Source organism: Paenibacillus lupini (genome assembly GCF_011761355.1).
Lineage (GTDB): Bacteria > Bacillota > Bacilli > Paenibacillales > Paenibacillaceae > Pristimantibacillus > Pristimantibacillus lupini.
The window spans coordinates 871,747-884,434 of record NZ_JAASRW010000001.1 but is presented as its reverse complement, the minus strand read 5'-3'; the positions used below and the strand labels follow the sequence as shown (position 1 = coordinate 884,434).

General features: G+C 42.2%; 12 protein-coding genes. 3 read left to right on the top strand and 9 right to left on the bottom strand.

The genetic code is table 11. The features are described 5' to 3' along the window. Positions 1-438: 438 nt before the first annotated feature. The 3 genes from sigJ to FHS17_RS04380 form a co-directional block, all read right to left on the bottom strand. Entirely contained in the window at positions 439-1,302 is an 864-nt protein-coding gene (sigJ, locus tag FHS17_RS04390; RefSeq protein ID WP_167275193.1) for an RNA polymerase sigma factor SigJ, read from the bottom strand. Next, positions 1,280-2,581, bottom strand: a complete 1,302-nt coding sequence (locus FHS17_RS04385; RefSeq protein ID WP_167275188.1) for a protoporphyrinogen/coproporphyrinogen oxidase — start codon at positions 2,579-2,581, stop codon at positions 1,280-1,282. Before FHS17_RS04385 ends, sigJ begins: the two co-directional genes overlap by 23 nt. Before the next feature lie 193 nt (positions 2,582-2,774). Next, a complete protein-coding gene (locus FHS17_RS04380) occupies positions 2,775-3,413 on the bottom strand; it encodes an FMN-dependent NADH-azoreductase (RefSeq protein ID WP_167275185.1) in 639 nt (212 codons plus the stop codon). A gap of 134 nt (positions 3,414-3,547) precedes the next feature. Between FHS17_RS04380 and FHS17_RS04375 the strand changes: the two genes are divergently transcribed. After that, positions 3,548-3,907, top strand: coding sequence for a winged helix-turn-helix transcriptional regulator (locus FHS17_RS04375; protein ID WP_167275180.1), 360 nt, complete (start codon positions 3,548-3,550; stop codon positions 3,905-3,907). 67 nt (positions 3,908-3,974) lie between these two features. Here FHS17_RS04375 and FHS17_RS04370 read toward each other — a convergent pair whose 3' ends face one another. Together FHS17_RS04370 and FHS17_RS04365 are read right to left on the bottom strand one after the other, a co-directional pair. Beyond that, positions 3,975-5,165, bottom strand: coding sequence for a Ger(x)C family spore germination protein (locus tag FHS17_RS04370; RefSeq protein WP_243865168.1), 1,191 nt, complete (start codon positions 5,163-5,165; stop codon positions 3,975-3,977). A 262-nt stretch (positions 5,166-5,427) separates the two neighbouring features. Further along, positions 5,428-6,339, bottom strand: coding sequence for an AraC family transcriptional regulator (locus tag FHS17_RS04365; RefSeq protein WP_167275176.1), 912 nt, complete (start codon positions 6,337-6,339; stop codon positions 5,428-5,430). Positions 6,340-6,526: 187 nt separating this feature from the next. Between FHS17_RS04365 and FHS17_RS04360 the strand changes: the two genes are divergently transcribed. After that, positions 6,527-7,264 (top strand): SDR family oxidoreductase, encoded by a 738-nt coding sequence (locus tag FHS17_RS04360; RefSeq protein WP_167275172.1) that lies wholly within the window; start codon positions 6,527-6,529, stop codon positions 7,262-7,264. A 552-nt stretch (positions 7,265-7,816) separates the two neighbouring features. Here FHS17_RS04360 and mle read toward each other — a convergent pair. From mle to FHS17_RS04340, 4 genes are all read right to left on the bottom strand, one after another. After that, positions 7,817-8,668: an alpha/beta fold macrolide esterase gene (gene mle, locus FHS17_RS04355; protein ID WP_167275167.1), complete on the bottom strand. Its 852-nt coding sequence runs from the start codon at positions 8,666-8,668 to the stop codon at positions 7,817-7,819. Between the two features lie 337 nt (positions 8,669-9,005). Further along, on the bottom strand, positions 9,006-9,317 hold the full coding sequence (locus FHS17_RS04350) for a hypothetical protein (RefSeq protein ID WP_167275164.1): 312 nt from the start codon (positions 9,315-9,317) through the stop codon (positions 9,006-9,008). A 323-nt stretch (positions 9,318-9,640) separates the two neighbouring features. Next, positions 9,641-10,195 (bottom strand): 2'-5' RNA ligase family protein, encoded by a 555-nt coding sequence (locus tag FHS17_RS04345; RefSeq protein ID WP_167275160.1) that lies wholly within the window; start codon positions 10,193-10,195, stop codon positions 9,641-9,643. Between the two features lie 452 nt (positions 10,196-10,647). Then, positions 10,648-11,211 (bottom strand): GNAT family N-acetyltransferase, encoded by a 564-nt coding sequence (locus tag FHS17_RS04340; RefSeq protein ID WP_167275155.1) that lies wholly within the window; start codon positions 11,209-11,211, stop codon positions 10,648-10,650. An 876-nt stretch (positions 11,212-12,087) separates the two neighbouring features. Between FHS17_RS04340 and FHS17_RS04335 the strand changes: the two genes are divergently transcribed. Continuing rightward, positions 12,088-12,681 (top strand): TetR/AcrR family transcriptional regulator, encoded by a 594-nt coding sequence (locus FHS17_RS04335; RefSeq protein WP_167275151.1) that lies wholly within the window; start codon positions 12,088-12,090, stop codon positions 12,679-12,681. Positions 12,682-12,688 lie beyond the last annotated feature (7 nt).

The window sequence follows — 12,688 nt, the reverse complement described above, 5'->3', positions numbered from 1 at the left end:
TTGCGCATTCGGATATTTTGGATTGGTCGGACCAAATACCTTAATGGTTTTACCTGTGACACTGATCATTTTTTATTTACTTAATCTGTATCAGAAACGACTGTTGGGACAACTGGGCATCCATCAAAAGAAAAGCTTTATAGGTCTGCTTGGTTTCATATTCGTATTTCAAATGATCATCGCCCCTGTTGCTCTCTCCGGTTATGCTGAAGAAATTTTCAAGCAAAAGCGTATATGGAAATGACCACCTAAAATTTAATCCTATGTATTTCGCGGCTCTGCAGTAAGCCTGATAGCCAAGTAGGCTGCCCTCGGATCATCTGATGGCAGCCTACTTTCGGCTAATCACCGCCTAAATACTTGCAAAAAAAATGAAAGGAGTGCCTCTGCAGCTCCTTTCGTAGAATTTTACTATACAGTTCTTTTTATATAGTAATTCTATAGATGTCTTAGCTTTTCCGGATTTGCTACAGTATAAATCGCTTCGATCTTATGATCTCGATAAGCAAAAGAATAAATATATTGAATCCCTGTATCCAAACGAATGTGGAGTCCGGGGAGCCCATTAACCATAAGGTACGAGTACTTAAAATTACCCGCATGCAAATTGATCACTTTTTGATGAAGCTTCAGCACTTGATCAAACCCGACAACAGGCACTTGTGCCGCGCTTACTTTGCCTCCGCCGTCCGAGTAGAGCACAACATTCTCACTAACCAGTTCAAGAAGCTTAGCCGTATTTCCTTGCAGCAGCGAATTCACAAACTCTTTAATCTTATCCTCTGCAATGGAAACCGACGGTTGTTGGTCCGGGTCGAAATGGATGCTTTTTTTGGAGCGGTGGAAAATTTGCCGGCAATTCGCACTGCTTTTCCCGACTATATCGGCAATCTCTTCAAATGAATAATAAAAAATCTCTCGAAGAAGAAAAACTGCCCTTTCTGTTGCACTCAATTGCTGCAGAAGTAGAAGATAAGCCGTGGAAATCGACTCCGAGCGCAAATACCTATTAGATGGATCGTTGTCCGAAGCCCCCTTTTCAATCAGTGGCTCCGGAAGCCATGGACCGACGTACATTTCCCGTTTTTTGGCTGACGAACGCAGAAGATCAAGACAACGATTCGTTACGATTTTGTATAGGAATGCCCTTTCGTTACGAATTGTCGCGACGTCGTACATTCCTTCATAGCTCAAAAAAGCATCTTGTACGATATCTTCCGCATCCATGACGCTGCCGAGCATTCGATAGGCTAACGAAAACAGCTCCGTTTTATGACGTTTATATAATTCCTCTGTGCTCATTAGTGACATTCCTCTCCTTACTCTCAAGGGAGAGCATGTGTTGTATGACTCTTTTGGCGCTTGCCGTCGCGGCATCAACCAATACTTCACCGTGCGACGCCCATTCTCCTGCTACATATAATCCTTGTATTTCCGGGACAGTGGGTCCGGGATTCTCATGACGTTTCATATGCATAAAGTCGTGACAAACCGTCATTTTAGGAAGGTATTGCTTGACAATCAATTCTTCTCGCCATCCCGGCTGCATCAAATCCAGCACGCCTTCCAGTTCTTGCAAATCTTTATCCGGGTCCGATTCTTTCCCTTGGTACTTAATGAGCGATATGACTTGCGCGCCATCGTCGCTTAGATAAGCCGCACGCGAATAATTGCTAAGAAGCACGGTCTGATCAATCCCGTAAGCAAATTGTTGTTTAGGCTTGGGAAGTCGTTTCAAGGCCACATCCAGGCAAGCCGCAGTGACCTCAATCGCTTGTTCTTTCCAGGTATGAAGGGTCGTTTTTTCTGCAAAGGGTACCAACTCATTGGCAATTGAAGGCGATGTGGCAAGGATAACATGGTCCGTATCGATTTTCGTACCGTCTTCCAAGAGAACCTGCCGCACGATACCGCCCCGGGTATCGATGGACGAGACTTTGGTATTTGTTAAAAACCGCACTCCCAGGTCGGATGCCTTTTTCCGCAATTCCTCGATCAATTCGCCCCAGCCACGATCCAGGTATAACGCGCCTTTAAGGGCATTCTGCAGCTGTTTCAATACGGGACCAGCGGCTGGCAAATCCGGCCCGACCACATAACTGACGGCACGAAGTAACGAATAAAAGATATTACGCACCATGGGATCTCGCAAATTCCCTTCTACCCATTCGCGGATACTGATCCGGTCAAATTGACGAGTATCCGCTTTTTTAACTTTCATTAGACAGGAAGCAAACTCCATCTTTCCTTTCCAAGACAACAGCGGGGTCGTAAACAAGGATTTCATATCCGAAGGCAAGGTGTTCAATTTCCCTTTCCAAACGCCATAAGCGAACGATGAAGGCTGCTTTCCTTGCAAGGTCAACCCCAATTCCCGGAAAGTCGCGTATGCATCTCCCTTATACAAGGAATGCGCGCCCAAATTGAAGTAAGCTCCTTTTTTCTTATTGGAAATTGCTCGGCCGCCTAAGCGATTCTGTTTTTCAATGACCACCGTTTGTTTCCCGACTATGGCTGCGTAAATTGCTGCGGTTAAACCTGCAATCCCCCCACCAACCACGACCACATCAACTTTTTGCATCGCTTATCATCCCTTTCAAATTTTACCTGTATGACGGGCAAGGGATGTGAAGTGTGACAAAAAGCAAAAAAATTAAGGGAAGAATCCTCGGTCAAGCTTAATAAAAATATCTATTGAAATCAGGCTATTTATTATTACTTCACTTTTGGTGGATATACTCTCATAAATTCCGGTTTGAGAACGATGCCCCTAATTAGAAACGTTTGGCAGCTTCCTTAGCACGTGCAATTGCTTTTTCTTTAATAGCTGGAGCTTGCTCTTGTGATTTTAATGCTGTTCCTTCAACAAAAATTGCCTCAATAGATTGAATCCCATAGAACTGTAAAACCTTTTTCAGATAGTTGTATCCCATTTCAAGTGGAGCTAAAGGACCTTCCGAATAAACAGAACCACTAGCTTGAATGTGTAAGACTTTCTTACCGCTCAACAGACCTTCAGGGCCGTTTTCGGTATATTGAAAAGTCTTACCCGGAATTGAAGTCGCATCCGTGTATGCTTTCATAACCGGTGGGACCGTGAAATTCCACATCGGTGAAACATATACATACTTATCAGCTGCCACGAATTGATCAACAATTGCCTCAAGACGAGACAACTTTGACTTCTCAGGATCAGTCAGTTGATCGAAAGATGAACCTGACCGAAGCTTTTCCCAACCTCTTAAAACATCAGCATCAAATTGCGGAATATTCTCTTTGTACAGATCCAAATGAACAACTTCATCTCCCGGATTTGCCTCTCGGTACGCTTCGATAAACTCTTTGCCTACCGAGAGGCTATACGATGATTGAGGATCGAGAGGGTGTGCGGTGATGTACAATACAGTTACCATGAATGAAAACATCCCTTCTGTAATCAGAATTTTTATACTTTCAGGGATAATCATAATATATATACTTACTTATATTAAGTAGGCACAATAATGTGGTATAGTATTAAAAAAGGTACTGTAAGGGAGGCTGAAGTATGCGAAAGAACTCTGACCAATGTCAATTCGTTGTGGCGTTAGATTCGATCGTCGGCAAATGGAAGCCGATTATTCTTTATCATTTACTTCAAGGTAAAACTTTGCGGTTCAATGAGCTAAGAAGATTGCTGCCCGATATCACTCAAAGGATGCTTACGCTCCATCTGCGCGAATTGGAAGAGGAAGAGATCGTTAAACGAGTCATTTATCCGCAAATCCCGCCGAAAGTGGAATACTCCATCACGGAATACGGCATGAGCCTGTCTCCGATTTTGGAAACCTTACATCAATGGGGAGTGGCCCATGTTGAGCGAAAGCAACTCAAAAGGGAGAAAAGTGAACAAACAGAAACGGACTAGCGTTCGACATTACGCTAGTCCGTTTAAAGAAGATCGATCATACTGCATTTGTATTTCAACTATCATTCTAATTATCTTTTTTACCCAAGTTCTCACTACTCATGCCTAGTCGGAACACATTTGCTTCTCCAGTTACTTCAAATTTTATTTTTGGAAATAGCTCGTCCCAATCTTTTCGGTATTTTGTAGTCCAAATTTTTGGATAGGCACGATACGCTTGCAATCCAAATCCGATGGCATCACTATTATTTTGCTGCATCTTATTAATAGCGAGATTAATATTGTCGACAACATGCTGTGCAATGCTCTGCTCAATTTGGTATCGTTGCTCCGAATAGCTATAATTTCTTTCCAGATTTTTATCTTCTCTGATACTAACCTTCACTCTAGAGTGAATACGATAGGATAACTCTTCATTCTTAACTATCGGCTTAATACTTATTTTCGCCTGATTAATTGATACTGTTAAATAACTCCCATCTATATTAATTGTCTCATCGTAATTGCGAATTGACTGATTGAGCAGCCGAAAACCTAAAGCCGAGTTCCCTGTTAATTCCCCAGTCATTCTTCCATTATGAAAAAGAACAAAACCATCACTCCGAATATCCTCAGATTCCTGCCCTTCTATTTTTGTTTTCACCTTCTGTACATATGGGAAATAGGCATCATCGCCTATAGAAATTAGTTTGTAGAGAATTTCCTTTAGATTGATACCAGCGCTTGTTTCTGATTGTAATTCTTCCCTCATAGATTCTGCAGAGAAACGTTCAAGGCGTGTATCGGCGTTAAGCATATCAAGGGCACTACCTTCAGAAACTGCAATAAATGTGGATAATCTCTTTTCTGGTGTACGGGTAATAGCATCTATAACGGTTTCAATGCCCCCTGTTCTTGCTAGCTCCTCGCCAACGATTATTACACGTCGATGGCCAAAGAACAGATGTCGAGAGAGACGAGATTGAAGTTTCGAAACTGCTTCGCTAACTGTCTTACCTGTCTCCGTCTTAATGCTGTAAGGTTTTTGTCCACCGGAGCCTCCCCCACCACCACTGTCCCCCATATTACCCGTAAGTGGGATAAGTACGCTGATACGAATATTGTCTCCTTCTTTATCAGCTCCACCTGCTAATACAAACGCAACGTCATTAATCTCACGACGATCCCAGCAGCCTGTCAGCATGAGAAGAATCACCCAAATTATACTAATGCTTATTGCACGGCTTAAATTTTTTATCTTCATTGCTGTATTGGTCAATCCTCCTTGCTTACATTCAAACATTAACTCCTCAATAAATCTGGATTAAATTGGAGTATCTTTGAACGTGTTTAACCAATCTCCCTACAGCGTAATGATACTTTTTCATTACATGGTTATAATTACCTAAACTTTCTAAATTATAATGATCGTTTTTTATATTCGCCCAATAGTCGATTAACGTGTCAGCCATTCATGGCATTTTGAATACACTGGAACCTATTATAAGATCAAAAAAATACAGGGCCGTGACGATCCGTCGTCATGGCCCTGTTGCTGTTGATACTCGCTGCTTCTGGACATCCAGCTTTGGCGGCCGTCCATACATCCGTGTATACTCCCGGCTGAACTGGGATGGGCTTTCATATCCAACGCGAAAGGCAGCTTCGGAGGCCTGAACCGTTTCAGTAAGCATCAGGCGTCTAGCTTCCTGTAAGCGCAGTGTTTTCTGATATTGAAGTGGGCTCATCGCCGTGACACGCTTGAAATGCTTATGAAAAGCGGATGTGCTAAGGTTTACTGATTTTGCTAATTGCTCGACTGCGAGCGGATGGTCGTATTGCTGGTTAATCATCTGAATCGCTTGAGCAATGCTGTGCGAATGGCTGCCGATGATCGCAAACGGATGGATAAAATCGCCATGTTCGCCTTGGAGCACGCGGTACAAAATCTCGCGGATAATGAGCGGAGCAAGTATCGGAATGTCCTTCGGCTTGTTCAGCAAATGCAGAAGCCGTATGGAGGCATCGAGCAATTCCGGAAAAATCCGATTCATCGTTATGCCGCGCGAAGCCTCCGAGGAAACTGGGCGGCTGCTCTCTTTTACAATATCCAGAATCACATCCGGGTCGAAGCTCAGCTTTAGGCTTAAATACGGAATATCAGGTGTTGCCTCTACAATTTTGCTGATGATCGGTAGTTCAGCGGCAATGACGACATAAGTCATAGGGTCGTACCTATAAGTTTCATTTCCTAATGTAGCTGTCTTCGCTCCTTGTGCTACCAGACAGATGGAAGGCTTATATACGGATTCCAGCGGCTCTCGCAATTGTGTAGCATGCATCAGTGACAAGTTAGGAACTGGGGTAGAAAACGTGCCACTCGTTGGAGCGTGGCGTTGTATTAAATCCGCCATTTGCTGCAACGTCTGCTCTAAACGCAAAGTTTCATCCATGGTTCGTGAATTCCTTTCCTAAAAAGTGGTTAATGTTATTGTAGCTGGATGAAAGAGAATTAGGCAAGGAACGAACGGTTATGTTCTACCGGTTGTAATCCCATACTTTATATAATTTAGTTGTAGACAGTCACTTAGAAATTCCGAATAGAACATCATTAAGTACTTAAAAAGGAGAGAATTAAAAATGAGTTTACAAGGAAAAGTTGCAATCGTTACCGGAGCTTCGAGAGGAATTGGTCGTCAAATCGCCATTCAATTGGGGCAAGCAGGCGCAAAAGTAGTCATTAACTATTCCTCCAACCAGGATAAAGCAAATGAAGTTGTAGCGCTGATTGAGCAAGCAGGCGGTGAAGCAGCGGCAATTCGCGGCGATATCAGCAAGTTGAGCGAGGTCGAAGCCTTGTTCTCGGAGTCGCTTGGACATTTTGGACGCGTAGATATCTTAGTGAATAATGCAGGTATTTTGGAAACGACGCCGATTACGGATGTGACGGAGGAGATGTTTGACCGGCAGTTCAATATTAATGTCAAAGGGACCTACTTTGCTTGTCAGCAAGCGATGAGACATATGCTAGGCGGCGGAACGATCATCAATTTCTCGACATCCGTATCCGGTGCCATGCTCCCGACCTATAGTGTTTATGCTGCAACAAAAGGCGCAGTTGAGCAGTTAACCCGTCAACTGGCCAAAGAATTTGCTCCAAAGGATATCATTATCAATTGTATAGCACCTGGTCAGGTCGCGACCGAGTTGTTCCTGAACGGCAAATCCGAGGAACTTGTTGATTCGTTCCGCAGGATGAATGCGTTTGGTCGCCTTGGGGAACCTGAAGATATAGCTAATGCTGTAGATCTGCTTGTAAGCGACAAAGCTCGTTGGATTACTGGACAGACGATTCGCGTGAACGGCGGGTTTAATTAATTCTAATAAGATCGCCTGCACCTGCTTGATTGGTGTATGGCGATCTTTTCGCGCTTCAAATCATTGACAGCTGCTCCAACAATACTACTATCAATAAGAGTTTCTCAGGCAATTCGTTTTTCCAGTGAGGGTATACTTTCCAAAGAATATGTCTTTAAGAACGGTGGCAAAAATGCTGCCCTTAGCTTAATGAAAACGGCAACCGATCTTTTGTTCGGCTGCCGTTTCGTCGGATTGAGCTCTCGTTCCCTCGATAGTTAAATCCATGTTTGATGTTGAAATTCGCGCTGAGGAACCCGCGTGCAGGTATCCCAGCCCTTGGCTCGTGGCCGATTCACCTGATAAGTAGAGGTAACGCGGACACGTTATCATTGACTAAGTTTCTCCTTTTCAGGAAGCAAGTCATCGGAAGGGAACATAATTGAACTGAGAAGATACTGTCTCCTCCCCGGTTCTGGCTCGTTTTTCAGGAAAGGCATGATAGCCTTACGCATCAGAATCATTAGATAATTGCGTTCATTTTCTTTTAGCCAATTGGAATGCTGCCGGAACTTAAGTATAACTACCTTGAATCGTGGTATGATTGGAAATTGCGTCTATGATGGTATCCCAGTCTTCATGGTGAAGTTCATGACCTGTCCCCTCTAAGGTCAGTAATACGGATCCAGGAACAACTCGGGCAAGAGCAACCCCATGCTCATAAGGTATTATCGGATCCTCTGTACCGTGAATAATGAGAGCGGGGACATCAATATCGCCTGTTCGTACCAAATAGGATTCTCCCCCCGTCACCAATCCGTGATTGTTCATGCTCGCCATATTACGGCTTCTTTTGACTTCTTCTTCAGCCAGATCATAGATTCTATTGACATCAAATGGATGCTTCGAACCTGCGAGAACTTTCCATTTGCCAACTGTAAAAGCAATAACTGATGCTTCATTCGACCAATCAGTCGCTGTCGCATTAGAGAAATAATCCAGCACCCTCTCTTCCATCGGCGGCAGATCCGGAGCGAAATTTGATGTGGAGAGTAGAGAAACGGTCAAGACTCTTTCCGGATGTCGCATGGCCAGGATTTGGGTCAGCATGCCACCCATGGACATGCCTACAATATGAGCTTTTTCTATTCCGAAATGATCGAGGATATGGATTGCATCGTCAGCCATATCTTCAAAGGTGTATTGGGGATTTCCGGGTTCGTAGATGGCCGACCGACCGACATCACGATTATCGTATCGAATGATAAAGTGTCCTTTATCGGCTAGACGTTGGCAAAAGTCTTTTTCCCACCAAACCATGGAAGCTTGAGCCCCCATGATCAGTAATATGACTGGGTGTTCTGAGTTTCCAAAGCTTTCAGCACAAAGTTCGATTCCGTTTACTTTAAAAAGTTGTTCGCTCATTACGAGTATCACTCCTCAATGTGTAAAATAAAAAAACACATGCTGGGTGCATGTGTTCAAGTAATCGATAAAGAATGGTTTGATCGGAGTGTGAATACCTTGTTGACTAACCCACTACTCGTCAAAATACAGATAAATCTAGCTTGAACGAAATGGATTATCAAGAAGGAATATTAACGATCATTTTAATTGGGAGCCAGGTAGGCAGACCATTCTTCGATTACTAATGCACACAATATAACCCAAAGTACTAAAGTACCCTTCTTTTTGTGCAATGATAGATCGAAAAATTAGTTTGCCACACACAACCCTCCGTTCAAAATGAATTAAATTTATCTTAGCACAGGTTCTTGTTAAATGTAAATCCTTCCCATGTACACAGCTGCTTGTACTTAATCCCGTTAGAGTGAACAAAGTAGCCGATTCCATCAGAATACATATTCCTAATGCCGTACGTGCTGTTAATAATACACTCATCCGTCTCGAATTCCATATAAAAAAGAACTCTAATACCTCTATTGCGGAGAAGACGGTAGAATTGTTCTCTAGAGTAAGTAAGCAGATCTCCCTCTTGAGGCTCGAATTCAATTGGTATCTTGATTTGTTCATAGGCATGACCTTGCACATTCATCCAGGAATCATTAAACACCAGGTCCATTCTCCCATCCAAAGTTCCACAAATCCACGAGGGCTACGCCAATTTCACTATTTCGCAATGTAAACTGGGATGACGAACGTACAAAGGATGATTCAGTATATGGTATACCGGGACGTGGCGATCTCGGGGTAAAATCTAAGTCAATTTTGACTTCCATTTCAACACCTCCTTTAACGATTTTCGCCATAAAATAGTAAATCCCTTCAAATAAGACTAGTTCATCCATCACGTTATTCTGTCCTTAGTTGAAAAAACGGCAGCTCAACAAGTGTCTTTATTGAGCTAATGTTTCCCGTTAGCGTTCTATGATCTGATTAGAAAAACTTGGCAAGTTTAATATCTTCAAAAGGTGCGTTTGTTTTGATATCAAATACTCGCACGAATGTTACATCAAAGCTTGGGTAAGGAGATAATGCTTCTCTTGCAGCCAATTTCATTTCTATAATTTCTGCTTCATTCATGCCCCATTTTGTTTGACCCAAAGTCAAATGTGGAATGAAGTGATCCAACTCTATATGCCTTTCAATAAGCTCGGGCGGTGGGGAAACCGCTTCTACCAAGTTCTTATGCAGACTATATATCTCATTCGATTCAACGCTAAGGAATGTAAGCGCTGTTCCGAATGTTGCTGGTTCAGACAAAGTTAACTGGAAGATTGGAAATGATGAACAAGTTTCTCTTACTTTTTTATGCCAATTCATATCTTTCGTAAGTCCACTTTTTGCTTTAATAGTAATATGGGGCTCCACATGTTCCCTAAAGCCGTTAACATCCCATCGATTTCGAAATGTATTGGACCATTTATTACGAAATACCGAAATTTGTTGTTTGTAATCTTCGGGTGGAACGATTCCTATGAAAAACTCCATTTTTACAACCCCTTATTGGTTTACTTCGCTTCCATAAAACATTATCCAATTCGTAATAACTACCCTTTACTTCAACAACAAGCAGGCAGCAGACCTCTGGTCTGTTGCCTGCTTGTTGTTTTAAACTAATGTTCCTGTTTAGTTTAATAAAGGCGGTTCTTCAAATTATATTACTAATGTATCCTTAGTTATCTTTGGCCGTATTCTGATCTTTAAAAGAACCAAATATTCAAGTAATAAGTCCAACAATGCCTATAGTAAGTCCATACCTACTATTAATAGCTAGTAAAATAATTACTTTATACTTTCGCTCAGTATGGGTGCTATCCTGGCACCTTACTTTGATAAGAAATACAGCATCAGGTTATCTGCTGACCGCTGTCGTGTGATCTGAACTCGTTCTCCGTTGAATCGACTAGTTGTTTTTGTAGGTGCATCAAACTACATTTAGTTCAGCATATAGATTGAAACTCTTCTTTTAATATGGAGTAAATTTTCAAATCCTGATGTCTCCCTTTTATAAAGAGCCCCTTTCTAATAATTCCTTCAAATGACATTTTCGCCTTTTCCATAACTCGTGCAGAACCGATATTTTCTAAGTAGCATTTTGCTTGAATACGAACAATGTCCATATTAGTAAAACCAAATTTGATTACTTCTCTTGCGGATTCCGTTGCGTTACCTTTTCCCCAATAATCCGGTGATATGGCATATCCTATTTCGGCAATTTTATGCTGTCTATCCCATGTGACGAACTCTATTGTACCGATCAACCTACTATTTTCTTTATATTCAATACCCCAATGAACCAAGCTCTTATTATTCCACTGAATAAGTACTCGCTCAATCGCCTCTTTTGTTTCTGTGATTGTTTTGTGGGGATACCAAGAAGCGTACTTCGGTACTTCCTCATTAGAACAGTAATAATACATATCCTCTGCATCTTTTAATGTTATCTTTCTTAGTTTAAGTCGATTTGTCTCTAAGACTGGTAGCGCATTGAACACATCTTCCATATGAACACCCACCTAATTTTGTAAACATTGGTTATAAGGGAATAGACCTAGTCCTCCTGAGATAATATTCCAGATTGGGTCTGTGTTTTCCTTCATAAACAAGTTCGCGCTAAAATGCCGTCCAGATGTACTTATGAAATCGTGTACTCCTAATTTTCTGCAAATTTTAAAACAGCTTTAGTCTTTTCTTTATCTCCTTTGAAAGAGTAATATCTATTTTTGCTTTTTACAATGAGTTTTTCTTCGGGATTCTCCACATTTAAAGGTACAAAGATACTAACGAACTCGAATCTCAAAGCCAAATATTCACAAGAACGGCCAACTGCAAGAAGTGTTCGGTACAGGTACGGCGGCATTGATTTCGTCGATCGGATACTTGAGCTGGCAGGGCGAACTCTTCACACTCAGCGGTGGTGAAATCGGCGAGTTAACAAAGCCCAACAAAAACCATTGCACAATTTCGCATTGGTTTTTGTTGGGCTTTATTTCGGATTCAGTTTACATTTTAATGCCCCTCCTATGCACTCTAAGCAAGCTTTCAAGCTCTCTATTTCAAGCTCTCTATTATAAACCTTGCCGTTCTTGTGGTAAGGTTCATCGCGTGCGTTCTTAAACTATTCTGCCCTTCACTTCAATAGAAGCGTCAACTGATCCTTATTCAGCTGACGCTTTGCTCTTCTGAACTATCATCTCTCGGTTGCATATCGAAGGGCTGCCATGCGGCAGGCCTTCGAGGCGGAGAAATCCTTCAATAATCCCTGCTTCAGATAAATGATGAGATGAGATTTGATAATTTCTATTTACAAACCGATGGTCGGTTTTTATAATAAGGATAATAACACTCATCAATCGTTAAAAGTACACGGAGGGATTACTTTGAAGCATGAGGAACGTAGACAGCAAACAACTAGGCTGCTGCTTGATTCGATCAAAGAGCTGATACGGGAAAAAGGGTGTCACTCTGTCACTATGAAGGACATCATGGAAAAATCGGGATTGTCAAAGGGCGCTATCTTCCATTACGTGAAGAGCAAGGATGAGATCTTTGCCTGGGTGCTGCAGGAGCGGCTCGAAGAGACAAACGATCATTTTATGAACGCAGTGGAACAAGGTGAAAAGACGCTCGAGGGACCCATGCAAAAGATCATTGACAATCTTACCATGCTGGAAGATGCTCAGGATGTAACGAACAAGGTGCTGATCTATTTACTTGGAAAGGAAGATCAACCTATCGTCGCGGAAACTCTCAATCAGTATTATGAGCGGTCTCTGCATTTATCCAAGCAATGGATATTGACCGGCCAACTGCACGGGGTTATTTCGGATTCGATTGATACGGATAAAACAGCTGAAATGTTCGTCCTGCTAACACTCGGATTGCGCGTCCGATCCTCTATTCCTTTAGCTTCGGTTTCTTTCAATACCCAAGATTATTCGTCGTTTATGGTCAATATTTTAAAATCCCGATAAATAGAGA